Annotated in this window: 14 protein-coding genes, 1 pseudogene and 2 riboswitches; of the genes and pseudogenes, 7 read left to right on the top strand and 8 right to left on the bottom strand. The window is 63.9% G+C overall.

Going from position 1 to position 22,556, the window contains the following annotated elements:
* Positions 1 to 2 precede the first annotated feature (2 nt).
* From G6N19_RS06075 to G6N19_RS06055, 5 genes are all read right to left on the bottom strand, one after another.
* Positions 3 to 1,946 carry a hypothetical protein gene (locus G6N19_RS06075; protein WP_193465979.1) on the bottom strand — a complete coding sequence of 648 codons (1,944 nt, stop codon included), beginning with the start codon at positions 1,944 to 1,946 and terminating at the stop codon, positions 3 to 5.
* A gap of 391 nt (positions 1,947 to 2,337) precedes the next feature.
* Positions 2,338 to 5,376, bottom strand: a complete 3,039-nt coding sequence (locus tag G6N19_RS06070) for a Z1 domain-containing protein (protein ID WP_193465978.1) — start codon at positions 5,374 to 5,376, stop codon at positions 2,338 to 2,340.
* 3 nt (positions 5,377 to 5,379) lie between these two features.
* Positions 5,380 to 6,348 (bottom strand): PD-(D/E)XK motif protein, encoded by a 969-nt coding sequence (locus G6N19_RS06065; protein WP_193465977.1) that lies wholly within the window; start codon positions 6,346 to 6,348, stop codon positions 5,380 to 5,382.
* Positions 6,345 to 7,859, bottom strand: a complete 1,515-nt coding sequence (locus tag G6N19_RS06060) for an ATP-binding protein (RefSeq protein WP_193465976.1) — start codon at positions 7,857 to 7,859, stop codon at positions 6,345 to 6,347. The genes G6N19_RS06065 and G6N19_RS06060 overlap by 4 nt, the downstream gene beginning before the upstream one ends.
* Entirely contained in the window at positions 7,849 to 11,010 is a 3,162-nt protein-coding gene (locus tag G6N19_RS06055; protein ID WP_232062537.1) for a DEAD/DEAH box helicase family protein, read from the bottom strand. The genes G6N19_RS06060 and G6N19_RS06055 overlap by 11 nt, the downstream gene beginning before the upstream one ends.
* A 157-nt stretch (positions 11,011 to 11,167) precedes the next feature.
* On the opposite strand from G6N19_RS06055, the gene G6N19_RS06050 reads away from it, so the two are divergent.
* Both G6N19_RS06050 and G6N19_RS06045 read left to right on the top strand, forming a co-directional pair.
* On the top strand, positions 11,168 to 13,630 hold the full coding sequence (locus G6N19_RS06050) for an AAA family ATPase (RefSeq protein ID WP_232062536.1): 2,463 nt from the start codon (positions 11,168 to 11,170) through the stop codon (positions 13,628 to 13,630).
* A complete protein-coding gene (locus G6N19_RS06045; RefSeq protein WP_232062535.1) occupies positions 13,627 to 14,028 on the top strand; it encodes a hypothetical protein in 402 nt (133 codons plus the stop codon). The genes G6N19_RS06050 and G6N19_RS06045 overlap by 4 nt, the downstream gene beginning before the upstream one ends.
* Positions 14,029 to 14,037: 9 nt before the next feature.
* Here G6N19_RS06045 and G6N19_RS06040 read toward each other — a convergent pair whose 3' ends face one another.
* Both G6N19_RS06040 and G6N19_RS06035 read right to left on the bottom strand, forming a co-directional pair.
* A complete protein-coding gene (locus G6N19_RS06040) occupies positions 14,038 to 17,415 on the bottom strand; it encodes a TM0106 family RecB-like putative nuclease (RefSeq protein WP_232062534.1) in 3,378 nt (1,125 codons plus the stop codon).
* Positions 17,416 to 17,565: 150 nt separating this feature from the next.
* Positions 17,566 to 18,231 (bottom strand): hypothetical protein, encoded by a 666-nt coding sequence (locus G6N19_RS06035; RefSeq protein WP_193465975.1) that lies wholly within the window; start codon positions 18,229 to 18,231, stop codon positions 17,566 to 17,568.
* A gap of 102 nt (positions 18,232 to 18,333) precedes the next feature.
* Positions 18,334 to 18,445, bottom strand: a riboswitch (SAM riboswitch).
* Between the two features lie 457 nt (positions 18,446 to 18,902).
* Between G6N19_RS06035 and G6N19_RS06030 the strand changes: the two genes are divergently transcribed.
* The 4 genes and pseudogenes from G6N19_RS06030 to G6N19_RS21680 form a co-directional block, all read left to right on the top strand.
* Positions 18,903 to 19,682 carry a hypothetical protein gene (locus G6N19_RS06030; protein WP_193465974.1) on the top strand — a complete coding sequence of 260 codons (780 nt, stop codon included), beginning with the start codon at positions 18,903 to 18,905 and terminating at the stop codon, positions 19,680 to 19,682.
* 48 nt (positions 19,683 to 19,730) lie between these two features.
* Positions 19,731 to 19,842: riboswitch (SAM riboswitch) on the top strand.
* A gap of 429 nt (positions 19,843 to 20,271) precedes the next feature.
* Entirely contained in the window at positions 20,272 to 20,526 is a 255-nt protein-coding gene (locus G6N19_RS21770; RefSeq protein WP_408632465.1) for an ARPP-1 family domain-containing protein, read from the top strand.
* On the top strand, positions 20,496 to 20,630 hold the full coding sequence (locus G6N19_RS21540; protein WP_013827563.1) for a hypothetical protein: 135 nt from the start codon (positions 20,496 to 20,498) through the stop codon (positions 20,628 to 20,630). Before G6N19_RS21770 ends, G6N19_RS21540 begins: the two co-directional genes overlap by 31 nt.
* A gap of 11 nt (positions 20,631 to 20,641) precedes the next feature.
* Positions 20,642 to 21,124 (top strand): annotated as a pseudogene (locus tag G6N19_RS21680) (hypothetical protein); the annotation flags it as partial.
* A 505-nt stretch (positions 21,125 to 21,629) separates the two neighbouring features.
* On the opposite strand, the gene G6N19_RS06020 reads toward G6N19_RS21680, so the two are convergent.
* Positions 21,630 to 21,899 carry a hypothetical protein gene (locus tag G6N19_RS06020; protein ID WP_193465972.1) on the bottom strand — a complete coding sequence of 90 codons (270 nt, stop codon included), beginning with the start codon at positions 21,897 to 21,899 and terminating at the stop codon, positions 21,630 to 21,632.
* A gap of 164 nt (positions 21,900 to 22,063) precedes the next feature.
* Between G6N19_RS06020 and G6N19_RS06015 the strand changes: the two genes are divergently transcribed.
* Complete coding sequence (locus G6N19_RS06015) at positions 22,064 to 22,528, top strand: helix-turn-helix domain-containing protein (RefSeq protein ID WP_193465971.1); 465 nt, start codon at positions 22,064 to 22,066, stop codon at positions 22,526 to 22,528.
* Positions 22,529 to 22,556 lie beyond the last annotated feature (28 nt).

Here is a 22,556-nt window from a genome sequence, read left to right as displayed (position 1 = left end):
AGTCACGACGACACCTCCGCGGTTGCCGCGGTAGGGGCGACATCCGCTGTGGCGAGACGGACGTCGATTGCCGACTCGGACGCAGGTATCGGCAGCTCCTTGACACTGACGCCGTGAACGGTGGCGGTGAGGATGCGCCCTCTGGGCCGGGGCCGAAGTACCACAGTCCCGTCGCCGTCGGTCTCGACTCCTTCCTCGACATCGAAACCAGCCCAGGCGATGTCGAGGTGCCCGCCGTCGAGCCCGATGAAAGTCAGCTTGGGCACGATCGACCATCCCTCGGGTCTGTTCTTGGCGCGGATCTCAAAGTCGACTTCCCACGCCTCGTCCACCACCATGGCATGGTGGATTCGGATCTCCGGTTTCCGCGGTGACGAGGCGGACCGCCCGCCCGTTCCCCGGTCGCCGTGGAGGAAAGCGAGATTCTTGAAGATTGCCTTCGGGGGCTGGCCCTCGACGACCGGCGGTGCCCCGAACAATTTCAGCAGCTGGTCGATGATTCCGGTCTCGATATTGCGCAGATTCGGCAGCCACGGTGCCTTGTAGTGTGCGGTGAGGTTCGCCTGGGAAGTGCGGGCGCGCCCACTGCGCGGGATCCACTGGTCGTGTGCTGGGGGTTCTGCGAAACGTAGGAAGTCATCGGCGCGCGCGTCGTCGATCGATGGGTTGTCCGGATGGATGGCAGCCCCGGCGAGCAGGAATGCGTGGTAGGTGCGGCCCTCGAAATCCTTGTCCACGGTCTGCACCACCATCTCCGGTCTGCGCAGCAGGCACACCTTGTTCTCCAGGGAGTCCTTCTGCTCATCGGAGAGGGTTACTACGAGTTTTGCGGTGTGCTCGAAGGCCGGATGGCGATCGTCGGCGTCGGTTCGCGCCGAGATCTTGATCGGGACGTCCCGCACAACGATGGAGCCGACCTCGTCGAGCGTGTCGTGGATCTTGCCGGCGTCGAACTTGCGCAGGGCGCGGGTCAGCTCCGTGTACTGCTCCTCTGGGTCAACCGTGTGTTGGTAGACGCGCCTGTCGCCGTCGATCACCTCGATTCGCACGCGCAACCTGTCTCTGGTAAGCAGCGGCCAGAAATCCTCTTCGATCGCTCCGCCGAGATTGCGAGCGAGGGTTTTCAACTCGGCAATGTCGCTGAGCGCCTTCTCCGGCTCGTCGGGGTCGTAGAAGCCGACGAGCAGCGCCGACGTCCCGGGGCGTTCGTCGATCCGATCCAGGTGGAGGTCAGCGATCAGCTCGTCATGGTCCCAGACCGACGCTACGTCGCCCGATGCATCTAACGCACCGAAGAAGCCGCGTCCTTGGAATTGCGATCCGTTCATCCGGTGGACGACACCTTGGTTCACGCCGATCACCCGGTTGCGCCAATTTCCGTCAATGGCGTCTGCGGGCGCGATAGTCGAATTGAAGAGAACCGTCTGCAGACGAGAGAAGCGCCAGTAGACCGCCTTGCCCAGGCCGAACGATCCACCGGAGGCGCGGTCCTTACCGCTGTACAGATCCAGCCGACAAAGCTTGACGAAGTTCCCGTATCCGGCTTCGTCTCCTTCAGCGAACTCAGGGCCGGTCAGACCACGAGCGCCGTAGTCGGCGATCCGGAGCAGCATCAGCGCTTCAGACTCTTCGACCGCCTTCAACCCCGACTGAAGCTGGCCCGCGGAGACGGCGCCCTCCGCGGCTCCGGCCATCGCCGCGAGGTGCGGTCGGAGTTGATCCTCCCAGTGCATCGCGTCTTCGAACCGCCGCCGCCGCTCCCCGGTGAGTCTGACGAATGTGTAGACCATCTCGGCGCACTCACCGTTGTGCAACCGCGCATCGTTACTGTTCTGGGCGCTCTCTCTAGCGAGTGACGCCAGTCCAGCGTTGACGGCCCACTGGTTAGCGTTGCCGTAATTGGCGTAGTTGCGGCTCTGTGCTTCCCACTGCCATGTGATGGTCATTCGATCACCCCTACTGACTCTGATACACGAACTGCTCGAGCCGTCTTCGCAGCACCGCCATCTCCTAGGCACTGAACGACTCGCTTAACTGTGACTCGACCACGGCGGCCTTCTCGCCCAAGAACAATCCGTCCGCTTTCCCGCAGTCTCGCGAAGCCATTGGAGGTCGCCGACTTCGCTGGCAGCTTACGGAGGCTGCCGAGTTGCCAGAGACCGATCAGCATGCCGTGGCCGCTAGCTGATGAGAAGCAAGAGTGGGATGCCGCTCGGCGGCGTGCCGCGCAAAGCTCGCCAACGGATGCGCCGCGCACGATGACGCCGGTAGATGTGGTCACCCTCTCACCGGCTGGAGGCCTGCGGTATAGCCACCGCAGCGGACGATTCAACGAAATCAGTCTCCAGACTTCCCAGATTGACTCAAACTGACCGCTGCCGTACCCCACTGTGACCGGCGCTTGACGGTCCATTCGATCACCGACTTGCCGTGCGGTGTAGCGGCCATCGGCGCCACGAGTGAAATTAGCACCGCCAAATCTCGGCCGCCAGGCGATGCATCGAGATCATCGACAGTTGCCTTGGCGTCGCCCTTATGTGACGGATCTGCTGCAACATAGACGAGCATAGAGCCGCGACGACGAGCCGGATCTTGCCAAGCCTCGGCGACGGGATCACGGGAAGCCTTCGATGCGCCAGCAATCCGTTCGAGAGCGTCGCGGTGCTTGGCATCACTACCGACGAACCCGATTCGCGGTGCGTCACGGCGCTGGCGGGTGACAACCTGGCCCGGACCAACATTAGGCAGTTCGAACAACTGTGACGAGTTGGCTAGTTGCGGCCAAACGACGACCAGATCTGTGAGGCCGTCTCGCTCAGCGAGGTTGTGATAGAAGCGGCGTGTCGGATCGATGACTTTGCGGAACTGGTCGTTCCACTTGAGTTGATCGAGCATCGTCAGGAAGTCGTTTGCGGTGATTGTTCCTACCTTGGCCGTGAACGCCTTTGGTGCTTCTTCGGGTTTGCGCCGGCTGGAAAGGAAAATCTGCTCGTCCACCGCGGAAGCCAATACCGGTGCCAGGAGTTCGAAGTTGGCCTGCTTTTCATCACCGGAGCTACGTGGGGGAATGCCGTAGTAGTCTTTCAGTCGGCCCGCGTCGCCCATTGTATGGACTTCGGCGTTGAACATCTTATTTCGTGCGGAGGGACGCAGGTAAGGCAGGTGTTGGCTGACAATTGGCGGCACCTGCCAGGGCTCGAGAATGGGCGTCCCGTCTTCGTTGAAGCCTTCGTACTCCTCGAGGCTTTGACGCAGGGCCATCTCGTCACGCATGAGCCCTTCGAACGCCTCATACAGGTCGATGCGTTGTGGCGCGCCGTCGGGATCACGGCGAATGAACAGACGGACGAGGTCCCGATACCCGTCGCGGTAGCCGAACCAGCGTCCCGCCTGCATGAGCGTGTCTGCTTGAAGGGCCTTCCTGGTGTAGAACGAGATCGTCAGACCCTCGACGGTGAAACCTCGACTCAACTTGGCGCCACCGACAAGAATCCGCCAGACTTCGTTGCGGTCGAAATCTAGCGCTTGTTGATTCTTTTGGACGTCAGCGTCGCTGTTGACGATGAGGACGGGATCCCCTACCTCATTGATGCGGCGTGCGGCCTCTCCGATCGCCCCTTTTAATTCGTTGAACGACGCGGGCACGGAGTATTTTCCCGCTCGTGTTCGACAGACTGGTTCATAATCGATTTCCCATAGTTTTCGCAGTCGCGCCAGGGTCTGAGGGGTGTGGTATGCAGCTTCGGTCCACACCTCCCGAATGAGCTGGGCTTGTTTCTTTTGATCGGCCGTATTAGTGCTCTCATGGACCAACATAGTGTGATGCCGAGCCTTAATGTCGTCGGCATTAACTCGATAGAGCTTCAGCGCGCCCGAGAGTACGAAGGAGTCTAAGGCTTCACGCATCTCATCCTTGCGCCGCCCGAGGCCTTCTGCGTCGGTGAAGTCCGGCGGTGGGCCGACTTTGCGGACGTATGCGCGTTCATTCGATGTCGCCGGGTCATCTTTCGGATCCTCTGTGTTCCAGTCGATATCGTGGAAATCCGCGACGCCCATGTAGTTCCGGGGCTTATCCAACGAAATTATGAAGTTCTTCGGAAATACGTCGTCAGGGTCATCGGGGTCGACGAAGAAGTTCGCGAACGGTGTTGCCGTGTACATGACCAGCTGGCTTCGCGGCAGCTGATTGAGCAGTTGACAGATTGCCTTATTGATCGCAGTACGTTCCGTGGTCTTCGCTGGGTTCCGAGTATTCACGGAGGCAAGGTCGGACTCGTCATCGATGATCAAAGTCGGTATGTCCGCCAACTTCTCCCTCAGCGGTTTGAGGTCTTTGGCGAGTTTCTCGAGAACCGACTTGTTCTTCTTGACGATCGCCAGGCGTGCATCGGCGGACATCAGATTCTCGGGTTCGTAGAATCGCTTGGAGCGGTTGACGAGCGGAAAATTCATCCGCGTAAGGCCTTGCTTTAGCCGCTGATAATCATCGTTCAGGAACGTCAGCCGTTCAATTGCCGGATATCCCTGCTGATGAAATGTGTCGCCATGGCTGATGAAACGTCGGGCTTGCCAATCCGGGTCGTCGGCGTAGTCGAACTCTTCGGCTGATTCTGGGTCGGCTAGGCCGCGAGTCAGATTTTCGCGGCCCACCAGTTCGCGGTCCAGACGGCGTTGGGTCTGCGACCGCAATAGCTCGATGGTGCCGGTCATCACGATGACGAGTCGGTACCCTGCGTCAATAGCCTTGGCGATGACGCCTGCGAAGTTAGCGGTCTTGCCGCTTTGGACGTAGCCTACGACCAAGCCTTTCGACTGATAGCTGTCGTCGGATGACGGATCCGAAAGCCGTTGAACGACCTCGTTTGTTGCGTTGTCGAGGGCGGCGACGGACTCGCCACTCCAACCCGGCTGCTTTAATAAATGGTCGCGGTAGTTCGGCCAGTAAAGGGCCGATGCAATCTGGCGTTCCTTCGTGTACCAAGGTTTCCACCGCAGGCTGATCACGGCCGTTCGCATAGTGGCGACCGGCGCGATTTCGTCGAGCCGGTCTTTTGCCGCTCGGGGGATGTCCAACAGTTCGTATACTCGCTGCCTACGTTCCCGGGTGCGGGGTTCAGTAGGTGTTCCGCACGCGCTATCCCATTCGGGCTCGGAGGCGAAGTCCCAGTCGCTAAGGGCGAGGCTCAGGCGTAGGAGCGCGGTGCTGCTCTGCTGATTGTCTTCGTTGAGGAAGCCAACCAGGTCGTCTGGTTTTATTTCGTGCCCGTCTTCGCGGTCTACGTTCACCCACTTCAGCAGGCGTGCCGGTCCCTTTTCAGTCAACGATGCGACTGCTGCGATCAGATCGTCTTGCCAGTCAATGCTTGTTCTTGTCACTGGTTATCCCCTAGTGAATAGATTTGCTGGTGATGGCGGCTCGTTGGCTGTCAGGCCTGTGACGTCCACGATGTAGCTTGCGTCGACGATGAGTTCGGGGTTGCGACAGCCACGAGCAATAGCCGGCCGGGTCAGTGCCGGGAAGTCGCCGCGGATCGCGTAGGCGACTGGTGTCGATCGCAGTCGATATGGCGTCCGGTAGGTTGCGCTGTCTCGATCTCGCCAGCCCGCGCGAGCAAGGGATTTGTCGAGCTCGGGGTCGTCGTCAGCAAGTCGGCGCGCTTCTTCGACCACCTGGGCCAGCGTTCTGCCCGTGGCAGGTGACGCGGACGTCAGCTGTATGGAAACAAGCCAAAGTGGCGAGTCAGGCAGAGGACTCAGCTGGTCTAGGCTGCTTATTCGGTGTCGGCGAGTCTCAGTTGTAGTCGTTTTAACCTCGAACGCACCAGTGGGAAAGACGAAGTCATGCTCATGAGGGGCATAGCCTTTCCACGCTGCGATCGATTCGCCCGCTGTAGTTGCTTGAATGCAGCTGAGTAGAAAGATCAGCTCGCCGAAGAGACCGATCTGCCTCTCGCGACTCAGGCTGCGACTGTGCGCGAGTATCTGTTCGAAGGTCGCCACCGCAGACATGGTTGCTTCCTCGAACGAGCAGCCTTCTTGTTGGATGAGGTCTGCGATATCGCTCAGGAACAAGTAGGACTCGTGCGGGTGTCGGGCATATTGGATGCTCAGTTCGTACCACTGTGTCCCGCCGGTACTGACCGCTTTGAGCTCCGCGTATTCCAAGTCGAGAGCTGGCACTGGCAGGCCGTCGTAGGGGCTTTGTAGCGCAATTCGTCGACGTTCCGGGTCAACGACTAAGCGACAGTTAGGCACGCCGGGGATTGTTACGACAGCTGGCGAAGGGTTGTAGAGATATTCATCCAGCGCAGAGCGCGAAAGGTGGCGTTTCGGATCGGCCGACATCATTGCGTCCTGGTGGCTCGATAGGCGAGTTCGGTCTGGATTGCAGCATCAAGTACGGCGTTCCAGAGCTCGATAAGGTCTTTATCCCGCGGACCCCAACGTTCACCGGCAAAACGCTCTTCAGTTAAGAGGTAAACCAAGGTTTTCACTAGGGGGGCGTCGCTCAACCCGTTTACGCCGCCTGTAAAAAGGGCCCGATACCGGCCATTAAGGCTCACCGTTCGAGCGTTGCGATCAAGCTCCATGAATCGCCCTGAGCGCAATGTCCGCCACCGGATTTTGATGGGATCTGCGCTCTTCCGGACCGGGGCTTGAGAGTGAATTGCGCGGCGGACCTCCTCGTGCAATCCCCGGCCTGGCTCGACCACAGGCTTTCGTACATGCCTACGACGTCGCGACTCTACGAGCACCTCTGCGGCGCGCGCGAGATAGGAATCGAATGTCACTGAACGCGAACGTGCGGCCGTGAGCGCACTTTGAAGATCCGAGGTGAACCGTATACCGGTCTTCTCCGGTGCCATCTGGACGAAGGATGCGATCGCCTGGAAATCATCGATGGCGACCCGTGCCAGTGCCAGCGATTTGTCAATTGAGGTTACGTGGTTCCAGCCGCCGATTTGGAGCAGGCGATCGTTGCGGTAAATATAGAAACCCTGGCGTTGAGCACCATCTTTGCCGTACAAGCGGTACTCGGGCCCGCTCGCTTTTGGCGGGACTATATGGCAATTGAGTTCGACTTCGCCCTTGGGAAGTATCGCGGTCAACGTTTTGGGGTAGCCGCCGACAGCCGAGGCCCCGAAGTCGAACGGGTCGATCGATGGAACATCTTCCGGTGCGCCGGCTTCGGCGAGGTCGTGATCGAACAAGACTATCTCGATCCGAACCTGATGCTTGGCGATGAGACGGTGATAGACGAGTCCCAGGTGCATCCTTAGTTCAGCCCTAACTTCGTTCAGCCATGAGTCGAGTCGCGCTCCCGTGATTTGAGGGAAACGGGTATCAGCCAGACGGATTACTGTCCCGCAGCTGGTGCCGAGCTGCTTGAACCATGGCCGTACGTCGCGTTCGACAGCTACGGGGTTAAGCACTTCGCAGCTGTAATCGCGTTGTACATCCTTCTTGTGTAGGCGGCGCCCATGGTATGAGCCGCGCCCACGTCTGGTGTAGACGGTGAGCGTTTCGCCTTGACTGAATGCGGCGGCCTTCAGCCCGATTCCAAAATGTCCCTGCGCGTTCTCGGCATACTTTCGCTGACGTCCCAAGCGCATGGCATCGTCGATCTGTCTTCCGGTCATGCCACTACCGTCATCGATGACCGTTAGGCCGGCGGCCGCGCCATTCTCCACTTCGAAAACGATGAGAACCCGAGTAGCTTTCGCGTCGACGCTGTTGTCCACAAGATCCGCTACGGCGGTCGGCAAACTGTGATGCGCGCCCAGGCCTTTGACCAAACCCGGGTCCGGCGGCAGAATTTTTCGCTCAAGGACATCGCTGGTTTCGCTCTTACGCGCCACGGGAGTCACCATAGTCGTCCAATCTCCTGACATGTGGAGCGCCGCAGCTTTCCTCCGGTGCAAGGAGCGGCCGCAGCTGGAGCACGCCGCTGGTTTGTGTGAACTCGACGGCGTGCGAGGTTCCCGGATGGCCCGCCGACGGACCGAACCAGCCCCGCAACAACCCCGGCAGCGCGTTCCCCGCCAAGCCGTCCCGGGTGGCCAGGGCAATCGTGCCCTTGGCGAACGAGGCGTCGTACTCGATGCCGTCGGCGATGAACGAAGCGTGCCCCGACGGCAGATCCGGATGCTGCCGGCGGTCCAGCCGAATGACCGGATGCCCGTTCGCATAGGCCAGCCGGCAGGTCCAGGAGCGAGACGTCGACGCGTCCTTACTGAGAAGGTAACTGGCCAGCCGGTACTCGATGATCTCGGCAACCAGGGAGTCGAAAATCTCCCCGAGGCCCTCGTCGACCATGAATGTCGGCACGATCCGGTCGGCTTCCAAGCGGAACAACGCGTTTGGCCGAGCAACGCCCGATCCGCTACCGGCCAGGTGGGTGATCGGCCATTTGCGCCAGTAGCCCGTCCACTTCTCCGCCGGCGCGCCAGCCAGGTCCGGGAACTCCTTGGCCGGCACTTCGCGAGCAAGGCGCGGATCAGCTAGCAGCAGCCCACGCGATGTCTGCGCGTTGCGCTCGATCGCGTCGCCGGTGCGCAGCGCACCGTCGTGTAGTAGCGCGCGGAGCGCTACCAGCTTGTAGCTCTTGGTGATGCTCTCGGTTTGGAAGCCGCGCAGCGTGTCGCCGTGGGCGTCGACGACGTCCTCCTCGCGCTCACCGAGCAGATTGGCGGTGCGCAGGAAGGCGAACCAACTGCCGTGCTTGGCGGTCACGATCGCGGGATCGTGGCCGGCCCGAAATGCCTGCGCAGCAGTGGGACGCAGCCCTTCCTCCGCCAGGAAGGACCGGCAGTATTCTTCGATCGCATCGTGGGCGGTGATGCGCGACAGCTGGCGCAGCATCTCCACCACCGTCAGGTCGTAGTCGACCGAACAGTCATCGGGAAGGCCGAATTCGCCCGCCTCCAAGGCTTGCAGAACCTGCAGTGTCGTCGGTGCCTCTCGGCGACCCAGGCTTAACAGCGTGCGCGGTTTCAGTAGGAACGATCGGTGGTTGCCGATGAAGTCGATCACCGCCAGCGCATCCTTGCCGTCCAAGGTTCGCAGGCCGCGGCCCAGCTGCTGCAGGAAGACCACCGGTGACTCGGTGGGCCGCAGCATCAGCACGGTGTCGATATCCGGTACGTCGAGGCCCTCGTTGAAGATGTCGACGGTGAAGATCACCTCCAGCTCGCCGGCGCGCAACGCCTCGATCGACGCATGCCGCGGCGCGCTGGTCGGCCCGCTGTGCACCGAGACGCAACGAATCCCGCGCGCGGCGAAGAACTCGCTCATGAAGTCCGCGTGGTGCTTGGTGACGCAGAACGCCAATGTTCGAGCACCCCGCCGAGATCGCCACTCATCGAACGCCGACTGGGCACGCTCCCGGGTTTCGACGGCGGCTTCCAGGGCTGCCGGGTCGAACTTGCCGTTGCGCCATGGGATCGGCGTGAAGTCGACCGGATCCGGTACACCCCAGTAGTGAAACGGCACCAACTCGTCGCGTTGGATGCCTTCCACGAGATCGCAGGAGAAAGCCAGGTTGTCGGCGCAGAGCGCCAGCAGGTCGGCGCCGTCCATCCGATCCGGTGTCGCCGTCAACCCCAGCAGGAAGTTTGGGGTGAAGTGATTGAGTACGTTGCGGTAGGTGACGGCCGCGGCGTGATGAAACTCGTCGACCACGATGTAGTCGAAGGCGTCGGGCGTGAAGGCGTCGAGGTTTCGTGACAGCGTCTGCACCGAGGCGAACACCACCTCGGCGTCGGGCTGCTTCTCGTCGCCGTAATACAGGCCCAAGGAGGCCTGCGGGACCACTCGGCGGAACACGTCACGGCTCTGCTTCAGAATCTCCTCGCGGTGCGCAACAAACAGCACCCGTCCCACCTCGGGGCGTGCCGCGTCGAACGCCGCCAACCAGGTCTTCCCGAGCCCCGTTGCCATCGTCACCATTCCGGCGCGGAACCCGTCGGCGCGGGTTTGTGCTAACGCGCGCAGCGCCTCTTGCTGGATCGGGCGAGGCTCCGGTGGCGCCTCGGGGGTGTCGCCGACCTCGACCGCTTGCGGAACGTATGCCGGCGCCGGTTGGTACGCCGCGATCAGTTCGTCGGTCAGCGGCCGGCTGCGCTCATCGCGCCACAGCGCCTGGAACCTTTCTCGCAGCTCAGCTGTGGCCCCTACCAGCAGGTTCCATTCGATGCCACCGTCGAGGCCCGACCGGCTCAGGTTGCTGCTGCCCACGAAGGCGGCCTCGGCCCGCCCGTGCGACGAATAGAACAGATACGCCTTCGGGTGAAAACTGACAACCGGATCGTGAAAGACCCGGACGTCCAGCTCGTCGGGATGATCGTCCATCAGGTCGTGCAGCCGGGCGAGTGCGGCGAGCTCGGTCAGCGATAGGTAATCAGTGGTGAGAATCCGCACGGTTGCGGCGCGCTCCAGGGCGTCCTGAAGCGCCCCGATGATCAGATTCAGTCCGGACATCTTGATGAAGCTGACGACGATGTCGACGTGGTCGTAATCGACGTCGCGTAGGTGCTGCACCAACTCAGGCAGTAGCAACCGCACCTGGCCGTCGACCAACAGTGGTGTCTTCGATGTCAGCCCGGGCTCTTCGAGACTCTCGGCTGGGTCGGCCAAGTAGTTGCCGCGAGAAGGGATCACGTTGCGCACGCCGCCGCGCGGGTCCGCGATGTCGCCGGTGTAGCGCGGGATGACGTGGAGGTGCAGGTGGTCTACGGTTTGGCCGGCGGCCGTCCCGGAGTTGAAGCCCACGTTGAAGCCGTCCGGTTCGTGGCGCTGCGCGATGTGGGCACGCACGTCGTCAACCAAGGCCATCAGATCGGTGCGTTCTTCCGGGGTGGCCGCCCACCAGTCGCTGATCTGGCGGCGCGACACCACCAGTGCGTGGGCTGGATTGACGGGGAAGGCGTCCCACACCGCGAAGGCGGACCGGTTCGAGGCAATCCACTCGGCGCGGGGGATGTCGAAGAACGGGGACTCCGGGGAGGGCATTGTTCACTTTCGGGTCGGGCGGCCGTCTCGCGGCGGTTGGCCAGCATTATGCCGAGCGGCGCCGACAGCCTCGCGCGATGGACGATGGCAAGACACCCGCGCGGCCGCCGTCCGTCGGTCTCGTATGCGAAGCTGCGGGTTACTTCGGGGAAAGGACATGACAGTGGACGGCGCGGAGCTCGGCGGTTCGGTCGAGGCGGAGGTCTGGGAACTGCTCGACGCCGACGAGACGGTGAGCGAAGAGACCGCCTACCTGGTCGCCGCGGCACTGCACGGTGACGACGACCTCACCGAGCAGCTGGGCGGCCAGGCCCCGGTACCCCAGCGCCCCGACACCACGACGACAGATACGCCAGCGCCGTTGCGGGCGTTTCTGCGTTCGATCACGGTGTCGGGATTCCGCGGGATCGGCCCGCGCGCAACGCTGGAACTCAACCCGTACTACGGGATCACGGTGATCAGTGGCCGCAACGGATCCGGGAAATCCAGCTTCGCCGAGGCTCTGGAGTATGCCCTGACGGGTTCGAGCTACCGGTGGGACAACAAGAAGGGGCAGCACTGGGAAACCTCCTGGCGGAACCTGCATATGGGCGAGCCGGCGGCGATCGCCATCGACTTCGCCATGGAACCCGACGATGCGCGCGGCGGAACCACCGCCACCGTCGGCGTCGACTGGGCGACGGGGGCAGAGCTGCACGGTGCCCGCCGGTGGTCGCAGATCAAAGGGCAAAAGCGTGAGCCGGTCACCGCGCTCGGCTGGGACCAGGCGCTCGAGACCCACCGTCCGCTCATGTCCTACGACGAGCTCGGCGGCCGTCTGGAGGACTCACCGTCGGCGCTCTACGACTCCCTCAACCGCCTCCTCGGACTGGACCTGATCGCCGACGCCGACAACCGGCTCAAGGACGCCGAGAAACAGCTAAGCGGGCCACGCAAGGCCGCCAACGAGGCACGGACCCAACTGCGCAAGACCCTGGACAGCTCGTCGGACCCCCGTGCGGCGCAGGTCAAGAAACTGACCGCGCGCACGCCCTACGACCTCGAGGCGATCACGGCGACGACGCTGGGCACCAACACCGCGCAGGCGGCCACCATCGCACAGCTGCGGTCACTGGCCGCACTGATCGTCCCCGAGCCGGTCAAAGCCACCGAGGTGGCAGGCGAGCTGCGGGCTGCGATCGATGACCATGTGGCCGGGGCCGATGCCGCAATGAAGGTGATGACCGCACGGGCGGCCCTGCTGCGCGAGGCGCTGCATCTGCACGCCGACATCGGTGACGGCGTCTGCCCGGTCTGCGAGACCGGAACTATCGACGCCGCCTGGCGGACGGCAGCCAAGGAACGGCTGAAGGAAGCCGACGCGAGCACCATCAAATATCAGGCGATGGCGCAGCGGTTGGCGCGGGCGCGATCGGCGGCCGACGGATTCTTTGGAACCGTCACGAGCCAACCCCCGATCGAGGGAGTCGACCTGCCCGCGCTGTCGGCCTTCAACGATGCACTGGCGAGTGCGCGGTCAGCGCCCGACAGCTTGTCCGACCTGCCGACCCACCTGGAGGTGGCGGCGTTGGACGTGGCTGAGGCCGCGTCCGCGCTGCGGGCCGAGGCCGCCCAGCGTGCCGCCGAGCTGGAGGACGCTTGGGCGCCGATCGCCCGCACGATCGCGGCGTGGGTCGAGCTGGAGACCGCGGCCCGCAACGACGATGACCGCCTCGATCGTGTGAAGGCGGCGCTGAAATGGTTGCGCGCCAATGCCGAAACGCTGCGGGACCGGCGCCTGGCCCCGATGGTGGGCCAAGCTCAGCACATCTGGGGCCGGATGCGCCATGAGAGCAACGTCGACCTGGGCAGCATCACCCTGGAGGGATCGGCCACCCGCCGCCGCGCCGTCATCGACGGGACCGTGGACGGGGTACCGGCCGGAGCCCTGTCGGTGATGAGCCAGGGCGAACTGCACGCACTCGCGCTGGCGTTGTTCATCCCGCGAGCGACCACCGCGGCCAGCCCGTTCCGGTTTATCGTGCTTGACGACCCGATCCAGGCGATGGACCCAGCCAAGATCAGCGGGTTCCTCGACGTGTTGATTGAGCTTGCGAAGACCCGTCAGGTGATCGTTTTCTCCCACGATGACCGGCTGCCGGCGGCCATCCGCGCCCGCTCGGTGCCCGCCCAGCTGCTCGACGTCACCCGAGAGCATCAGTCGGTGGTCGTGGTGAAGGAGAACGACCTGCCGGCCGAGCGGTACGTCGCTGATGCCGAAGCGGTGATCTTCGATGAGGACCTGGATGACCTGATCAAGCGGAAGGCGGCACCCGGCCTGTTCCGCATGGCGATCGAGGCCGCCGCGCACCAGCGGTTTTTCAGCGACCGGGCCAAGGCCGGCGTGGCCTACCACGAGTCCGATGCCGAGTGGGAGAAGGCGATGACGACCCAGAGTCGGGTGGCGCTGGCGCTGACCGGGGACGCCTCAGGCGATGTGTCCGGCTGGAAAGCCTATCGGCCACACCGCTTCCCGACGATAGCCATCTGCGCTTCGGGCGTCCACAAGGGCGCCGCGCTCGACCGCAACAGCGTCGCGGATCTCCGCAAGACGGTGCGCGATATCGTGGAGAACCGTTGACCACCACCGGCGAACTACTGCTCGCGCGGGCCGACGCACTGCTGGACTCCCCGGACGGCGCGGCAGTGGGCAACTCCGCGCGCCTCGCGGCATTCCTGGCACGCCAGGCGGTGGAGGAGCTGATCGACGCCCGCTGCGCGGTGCTGTGCGGGGGGCAGGCGGTGGTCGGGACGCAGAAGGCGAAACTCGCCGTACTTAAGTCGCTCGACACCACGCCGGCCGGCGGAGTCCTCATCGACGCCTGGCACCAGCTGAGCGGCTTCTGCCACCAACACGCCTACCAGCTTTCGCCGACGGTGGGAGAGGTTCGGGTGTTGTGCGCGGCGGTTCGGGACGCATACTTCAGCGGGATACGGTCGGGGACGGTGCCTGCTGCAGGAGACACAGCTGGCACATGACAGCGGCACTCATGTGCTCGCGCCAGCACCATGACCCCTTTCGACGTATTCCACCACCGCATTCAGCGTCGCGATCAACCGCATGTCCTCCACGTTGCGTGCGCGGGCGTTCAGCAGCTCCTCGGTGCACACCAGATATGCCAGGCACCGGGCTCGGCTGATCGCGACGTTGAGCCGGTTGCGGGAGAACAGAAAGTCGGCGCCTCGGGAGATGTCCTCCCCGGTGGAGGTGGTCATTGAGAAGAACACCACCGCCGCCTCACCGCCCTGAAACTTGTCGACGGTGCCGACCGCCACACCACGGGTCGACGCGTCGGCATCGAGCCGGTCTCGAATCATCCGCACCTGATGGTTGAAGGGTGCGACCACCATGAAATCTGAGACTGTCAGCGGGTTTTCGTCGCCGTCCTCGTCGGTCCAGATGGTGCCGACCAGCCGAGCGATCTCGGCCGCGATCAGCTCTGCCTCCTGCTCCGAGGATGTGCTGTTGCCGCGGTGCTCGGCCCGCAGCCAGCGCAGTCCGGTTCCGGCCACCGTGTTCTGCTGCTCGCAGCTCGAATCATGGCCGAGTTGGCCGGCATAGATCTCCTCGGAGATGAACCGGCACACGTCAGGGTGCATGCGGTAGGTCTTCGACAAGAAGACACCACGATCGCGGGGCATGATCGCGGCCTCGCCGAGGATGTGTTCCAGTACGCTGCGCCCGCTGTCGTTGGGGTGGCTGGCCTGGGCGACCTGCGACAGTTGCAGCGGATCACCGAGCAGAACGACATTGCGCGCCGACAATGATGCCGCAAGGGCGTCGGCCAGCGACACTTGGCCGGCTTCATCGATCAACAACACATCGACGGGGGAGTTGCGCATCTCCTTCGAACCGAAGAGCCACGTCGTACCGGCGACGAGGTTTACATCGCGCCGGGCGCACTTGGTTTTGCTGCCGGCCGTGGTGCCGTCAGGAACCCATGTCGAACCGCTCTTCGGCTTCTTCACCGCGTTGAGCTTGTCGATATCGCCGTTGTCGCGGAACAGCTCCACCACCTTCTTCAGCAGGTGGTCGACTGCGTGGTGCGTCGTCGCGGTAACCCCGACGCGTCGTCCCTCCAGTATCAACGTGCGAATGAGACGCGCTGCGCTGTAAGTCTTTCCCGCGCCCGGAGGGCCCTGGATCGCGACGAAGCTGTTGTCGAGTTTGGTCACCCAGCGCCTCATGTCGGCCAGATCGTCGGTGAAAAGACCACCGAGCGGCCCGGCACCGTCGGTGAAGCACGGTAGCTCGCGGCGCAGCAGCGCCATTGTCACCGGGTTGGTGTCGGCACCGTCGAGCAGCTGGGCGGCAAAGCCCGAGAGTGCCTCGCGCTTCGGTTCCGGACCGATCCAGTCGTGCAGGAGCACCACACTGGGCGGCAGAATCCCGGCTTCCCGCACCTTCGTGCCCCACTGCAGGTCGAGAAGGTGGTTCCTGCGGTCGAGGTTCTCAATCGCGCAAGAGAACCGTTGGCCTTCGGCGTCGACGAACATGACACTTCCGCCGTCGTAGGGGAAACGGTGGAGCGATTGCGGGGGGAAGACGAAGCGCAGCCCCGGGGTGATCGGCTTCCCGGTCTTGCCCAGCCGCTCGACCTCGCCGACGTACTGTAGTTCTGTCAGAGCTTCGGGGTCGTCCCGTAGGGCGGTGGTGTCGCCCTGCAGCTTGGCCATCTTCGGCCCGATGTAGGCGAACCATTCTCGGCGCCAGTATCCGAGCAGATCACCGAGAAGGTACTCGGAAGTATCGGCGGGGAAGGCGTGCAACTGCTCTACGTGCACGTCGAGTTCCGGCAACCCGGGGTCCGGTTCGAGGACGCTTTCGCGCCACGCCAACTCAGCCGGACGGTGCTGTACCAACCAATCTCGTAGCGCCATCGTCGCTCGCACATCGTCTTCGTTGTAGACGGCGATGCGGTCCAATCGGGCTTGGCCGCCGTGTTTCATGAATTCTTCGTATTGCAGTACCGCGCCGGCGCCCTTGTCGATGTCGTGGCTGCGTTGAAAGTCGGTGAGCCGCTCCAGGGCTTTGAGGCCGTAGGATTCGGTGCCGACCTGGATACTGTTGCGGGCCACCAGCAGAAGGTCCACGAACAAGCCGGTCTCGATCAGTTCCGCCAACGCCCGCTGCGCGACGTTGTGCTTCTCGGCGAGCGTTACCAGCGACGATCGTTCGGTGTGGTTGTAGTGGTAGACGTGCATCTCGGGGAAGGCCGCCCGCCGCCGCGCGAGGTAGTCGATCAGCTCGGCTGCTGCCGCGGCTTCCGCCTCGAGATCGTGCGCCCACCACCTGCGGTAGTGCCACTGCCCGTCTCTGTCGCGTTCCAGCAGACCGAACAGGAAGAACAGCCCCGTCTCGACCCGCCAGAACGGGTGGCCCTCGAAGTCGAGGAACACATCGCCGTCGTCGGGGCGGGGCAGTTCCTCGAACCCGCGCCCCCACACCGGATCTTCGCCGGGCTCGATGAGCCGGAATGGGGGTGCCTCGTACTCGGCCAGCAACGCTGCTTGAAGCTGCAGCTTCGCCTGCTCGGTCAACCGCTGCAGCCGCCGTGGACCCATTCCCGCCACAGCCGTCTGGGCCCGTGCCAGCGCGGTGATGTTGGTGATGCCGGCGGCCTCGAAGGCCGCGGTATCCGGTGTGCGAATCCCGGCCACCAGGCTCAGCGCACCCTCGTCGCGCCACTGCTGATCGCAGAGCGTTCTGAACTCGCAGAAATCGCAGTACGCGCAAGGCCTCGGAACAGTACCGGCTTCGGGTCCGCCCGCCAGCGTCTCGGTCAGCTGCTTGCGCAATCGGCGCCAGTAGGGGCTGAAATCATTGACCCGCAGCGTCTCGGTCTTCCCCGAGCCCAACCACAGGTGCATGTGCTCGGGACGCACCCCGGTGAGTGCTTCCAACGCGTCGGCGTAGAAACAGAGCTGCAACACGTGGCCGGGCTTGGCTTCGGCGCGAGCAAGTTTGGCGTCCACCGGCTCGTACCCGCCGTCGGCGGTGCGCACCAGGAAATCGGCGATGCCGCGCACCCCGTCGTGGATCAACGGCATCTGATAGATGATGTCCCATCCGTCGTCGAACGGGTTGCCGGTGCGGGCCACCCACGCCTCGAACGTCTCGCCCTCGCGCCGACCGGGAACCCTGAGAACAGATATGTCCCCGGACTCGCGCCTCTCCAGACACTGCTGTTCATGCTGTAGCCCCTTGTCGAGCAATAGTCTCGCGAACTCCCCGAAGGTCGACTTCGGTTCCGGCAGCGTTCCGGCGTCGACCTGGTTGCGCAGCGTCAGATAGTGCGCGCAATCCAGCCAGGCGGTGATCTTGGACGGGGTCAGCAGATGTTCGGTTGGAATCAGGTCAGCCACCGCGTGATCCTCCCTGCGCGTTGTCGTGCCGGTGATAGAACGGCGCCGGATATACCGGCTCGTCAGGTGCGCATGTCCCGTGCGTCGGGTCGTAGTAGCCCCCCGAACAGGGGGCCAGCGGGATCACGATGCCGGTAATCACTGTGTTGGTCACGTTGCCGGCGCCTCTTGCTGACCGTCGGTGCGAGCCGCGTCGGTTTCCTCGGCTTCTCGCGGCGAACGGACGCCCACCTGGAATCCGGTCTTGGGCGTCGAACTGAAGGGATCGACCCAAGTTCGCAGTCCCGCCAACGCGTTTGAGAAGGCGATCGATGCGAACGAGGCATTTCTGCTTCTTTCGAAGACGCGTTGGCCGACTGTCCGGGCCGCTGCATCGATGACGTCACCATCTACATCGACGTCGGCTGACATCCTCATCGCATAGGCCGCTTTGCGGGCGGGGTTGCTTGTATCGCCGTTCATGAACCCACTTCTGGCCAGCACCGCCACCGAACTCGCGGGGCCGCTGCCGCTGAGGCGCAACTCGCGCGGATCATCTTGGTGCTCACGGAGCACCTGCACCGTCTGCGCGGCAGCCTGATTGATCTTCTCTCGCGGAACTGGGACGCTCGCACCATCGTCGTCGCTCCACGACAACGGACCCACGCTGAATCGGGCCAGACCCGCGGGATCGCACCGGAACTCCACGAGCGGAGGCATTACCGCCGATCTCAGGGAGATGGTGAAGACATCCCTGGGGTGCACCATGCCCGCGACGTACGTCGCGATAAAGGTCTGGAACGACCGCCACTGGTCGTCGAGGGTGTACTCACTCATGACAATGCCTCCCCGTACGAATCGCACTGCGCATCTGCACTCGGACGTTCCGGCGCATCGTTAGGGGCCATGGAGATCTCCAAGTTCCGAGCCTCCGCTCGGGAGGCGCTCTTATCCACACCGGTTGGTGCGGACCGCTTCGTCATCCGAGCCACCCACGAGCGTGGGGTTGGCGTGCCGTCCAGTCGGAGCTTCGCGACGGCAACTCATGAAGCCACTTCAGGATAGCGGGGCACGCCGACAACGGCGCGGTTATGAGGTCCGGCGGACAAGATCCCTTGTATTGCTTGGACACCAGGCTGCAATAGAGCGCGCCGTCGGTAGCCCGCCAGGGCACAGCGAGGCCGAGTAGACGGCATCAACGATTCGGCGAATCGCCCACCTCATCGCCTGTCGGTCGTGCTCACCCAGGCGTTGTGGCTGTCTTTGGTGAAACCGATCAGTCGCGCGAACCGGTCATGAAAGGCCCAGCGCGGGTGTGCGCACGACGCCCTGACATGTCACAGCCTCCCGTTACCGTGGAGGCGGCTCAGGAGTGGACGGCTGATCGGGGACCTGACCCGATGCCTCGGCAACCGCGCGGCCACCGACGGTGCCCCCGGGGCAAGAGCCGGCACACCGCGCGTGCAAGTGGTGGGCGCCCGTCCGCGGCGCCGCCGGAAGGGTGAACGATGACCGATAGTGGGACCGCGGCGGCAAGTGCTGGCGGTTGGGATTTCCCTACCCTGGCCTACCTCTGGGACGCGCCGAGCCGCGCCATCGTCGCCGGCGCCGACAAACTCGAGGCGCTCTCCGACGTTGAGCGAGAACAATCCGTGGCGGCGCTGAGCCAGCGGGTGGGACTGCTGGCCGGCGTCCTCGATGACCGCGACTTGATGTTGATCGCGGCCGTTGCGGTCGACGACGTTTACAAATCCTGCTTCCAGGAACTCTTTTGGGGGCAGAGCGTCGCCGACTACCTGGCTGCGACCGCCGGCGTCGTCGTTCAGGAGTTGGAACGACGCGGTGTCGCGTTGCACTACGTGATCAGCAATGCGCTTGGGGATGCTGACCTGCATGGCATGCTTACCGGCCTGCCGGCGGTCTTCTCGGCCGCTGGGCTGTTCGTGGTCGGTCCGCAGGTGGTGGCGCTGTACCTCATGGAGCAAAGCGGCCAACCGCGCGACGTCGATGCCATTCCGCGCTACCGCGACGAAGGACAGATCATGGCCGACGAGCTGATCGAACGCTGCCATCGGGAACGCCGATCGTCGCTGTACCTGCACATCGACGTCGATGACACCGCCACGGACGGCGCCCTGAATGTGGCGGTGCCGCGAAATCGGATACCCGGCGCTTTAGTGGTGTACCGGGACGAGGCGCCGGTCCAGGGTTCGCTTATGCACGCCATGCCGCCGCCGGGAACCGACTGGCCGGCAAGGCTTTTGAAGGGAATATCTGAGCGGACCTGACGGCGCGCCTCCGGGGCGGTGTCGGGGCGGCCCGTTATACTAGCGGTGCGTCACGAGAGGCCGTCGCCAAGCTCCGACTGGACGGCACGCCAACCCCACGCTCGTGGGTGGCTCGGATGAGGACGCGGCCCCAGCCGACCGGCGCGGGCAAGAGCGCCTCCCGCAAGGAGGCCCGACATGTCGGGAGTACACCAATGTTGGCAGCGCCCCAACTGGTTCAACACCGTCCCATCGGCTCGTACCTGATCGGAAACCTCGGGCACGGGGTTCCGGCGAACAAATCGCATGAGTCCGGCAAGCCCCGGTCCAAGATGAAAGGCGTAGCCGTTCACAACGCCGGCCGTGTCAACCTCGACGGCAAGGACCTCAAGTTCCTGCTGTGGAACGACGATCCGGACCGGCTGCGTCGACGGTGCGCATCGGTGGCTCGACCGAGTGGAAGCCCGAGTTCGAAGCACTCAAGCGGATTCCTGCGAGCTCGACCACGCAGTCGTTCTTCTTGAAGGTGATTTGCTCGAAGGTGGCTGGCAGACACGGATGATCGCCCGCTTGACCATCCTCGGCCCACACGAGGGGCGCCGACATTACGGTGCTCTGCGTCGAGCAAGGCCGGTGGGAGCAGGACGGCAACCGCGGCCATCGTGCCGCCGGCCGCCGCGTCTCCGCCTCCCTTCGCACCTCCCGTGACCGCGCCTATCGTCGGGGCACCGATCCCCAGCACGCGGTCTTGAGCGGGATCGCCTCCCGCTACGAAACGAGCGCACGGACGGCTACCAACTCTCCCTCCGTGCCGGAGACAGCGGTGCGCTGCTGGTGGCGAGTCTCGAGGAGCTGGACGACCTGATCAATGCCGTTGCCGCCGAAGCCAACCACGAACCCGGTGCGTCGCGGCGGCGGCGCCTCGATGCGGCCTTCAACGTGCTGGACCGCGCCGCCGACGGCTTCTGACCGCTCCTGAAATAGTGGTTGATGTGGCCGTCGACCGGATGAACCGTGAACAGTTCTTTTCAGCCATGTCCGGGCATGACGACGCGGCGCTGCGCAAGGCGCTGTGGAACCTGTACTGGCGCGGCACCGCGGACGTGCGGCGGCGCATCGAAACTGAACTGGCCGGCGACATCCGCCCGGCAATAAAGCCTGAGCCGCTCGACCCGCAGGCGGTGCACGACGCGGTCACCGAATTCGTGGCGCTCGCCCGCGCCGGGGCGTATCTGGGCCGGGATCGCCGGGTGTCGCCGAAGGAGCGCACCCGCTGGCGGTTCACCTTCAAGCAGCTGGCCACTGCCGCCGTGGAGGCCCTGCACGCCGGCGAGCCCACACCGGCGATCACGGCCTTGACGCAGCTGATCGATCTGATTGTCGACGCCCGCGATACCTATTACTTCCGCAGCGAGGATCCGGTGTCGGCGGCCGGCTTCGTCGTCTCCGATGCCGCCGCCGCGTTGTGGACCGCGACGTGGCGGCGGCACGGATTCCAGCGGTTCGCTGAAACCGCTGCACCGCAACTGATTCGCTGGGAGTCCACACACGGCTGGACTCGCTACGGTGACGGACCGATCGCCGCGAAGGAGACCACGCTCACGGTTGTGCTGGTCGGCATGCTGACGGTCCCGGACGCTTGGGAGGGCTTCGCTGAGCAATACCGCAAGGCGCTGGGTAAACGCCGCGTCGGCAGCGGCGCACTGGCGGAGTTCGATCGGCTGATTCGGGAGAAACTCGCTGAGGGCTGGAGCGAGAGCTGATCCCTCCAGCCTCGGTGCCGGGCTGGGCGGCGCGCTGGACGGGCGTTAACGCGCTGCAACCGAAGAACTACGACTACCTGCGAGGTGATGACTATGGCGTCCAGGATCGACAGAACCATTGGATCGACCAGCTCGATCCCACGGATCCATCGGTGACGGTGCGCGATGAAAGGCCCTGCCGTTCACAGCCAACGCACCGGCGGCCTCACTGGTTGGCGAGATATTCCGCCAACACATCGATGCCCGGCAGCAGCGACCGGGCGGACGGGCCGACGGCCCAGACTCTCCAATCACTGGTATCGATCAGATCCAGCCCGGACATAATTGCGCACTGCGAATAGATCTGCCTGCGCACGTCGTCGATGGTCAGCGGATTCCCACCTATCCGCCAGCGGTGACCGAGCAGTGGATGCACCTCGGTGGCGAGTTGGCCGACCGAAACTGCACCGCGGGCGGCCAGCAGCCCGGCGGTCAACTCGATCAGCTGGGTCTCGAGGGCCCCGGCTCGAATGCCGCCCGAATCCGGCGCACCATGTTCAGATCATCGGCGGCGGCCGCGGCCAGCGACACTTCGATGCATTGCACTTATAAGTGAAAACGTCTATTCTGGCGGGAGCATGCAGTCGGAGGCGGGAGAAGATGGGCGTTGCACAGGAACAGGCCCGCCGGACGAGCCTGACCATCGACGAGGCGGAGATCGCCGAAGCGCGCACCGTGTGCAGTTCGGTTGCCAAAGCGGGATCGGCCGCCACCGAGATCGAGTTTGCGGTCGGACCCGCCGGCGGGCAGTTGATGCCGATGCCGACAGCGCTTGCCGGACTCATGCGCGACATCCTTGGCGGGCTGAGTCGCGGCTCCACGATCACCATCCAACCGTTGCCACGGGAGTTGACCACCACCACAGCTGCCAAGATGCTCGGCATCTCCAGGCCGACTCTGATGAAATTGGTCGCCGAGCAGAAGCTGCCGGCTCACAAGGTCGGCTCGCATACCCGGCTGTCGGCCACCGATGTGCTGGCCTTCCGGAGGGACCGTCACGACCAACAGCGGCGCGCGTTCGATGAGCTGCGGAAACTGGATGAGGAGATCGGCATTGAGCCGTAGCGTCCCACCGATGGATGTCGGCTCCATC

The organism is Mycobacterium novum, assembly GCF_010726505.1.
Lineage (GTDB): Bacteria > Actinomycetota > Actinomycetes > Mycobacteriales > Mycobacteriaceae > Mycobacterium > Mycobacterium algericum.
This window is presented reverse-complemented; position numbering and strand designations above follow the sequence as displayed.

Excerpts from the sequence above, each read along its gene's own strand:
- G6N19_RS06035 (WP_193465975.1), bottom strand. The coding sequence starts at position 18,231 with ATGAGTGAGTACACCCTCGACGACCAGTGGCGGTCGTTCCAGACCTTT.
- G6N19_RS06075 (WP_193465979.1), bottom strand. The coding sequence starts at position 1,946 with ATGACCATCACATGGCAGTGGGAAGCACAGAGCCGCAACTACGCCAAT.
- G6N19_RS06055 (WP_232062537.1), bottom strand. The coding sequence starts at position 11,010 with ATGCCCTCCCCGGAGTCCCCGTTCTTCGACATCCCCCGCGCCGAGTGG.
- G6N19_RS06065 (WP_193465977.1), bottom strand. The coding sequence starts at position 6,348 with ATGATGTCGGCCGATCCGAAACGCCACCTTTCGCGCTCTGCGCTGGAT.
- G6N19_RS06015 (WP_193465971.1), top strand. The coding sequence starts at position 22,064 with ATGGGCGTTGCACAGGAACAGGCCCGCCGGACGAGCCTGACCATCGAC.
- G6N19_RS06030 (WP_193465974.1), top strand. The coding sequence starts at position 18,903 with ATGACCGATAGTGGGACCGCGGCGGCAAGTGCTGGCGGTTGGGATTTC.
- G6N19_RS06050 (WP_232062536.1), top strand. The coding sequence starts at position 11,168 with ATGACAGTGGACGGCGCGGAGCTCGGCGGTTCGGTCGAGGCGGAGGTC.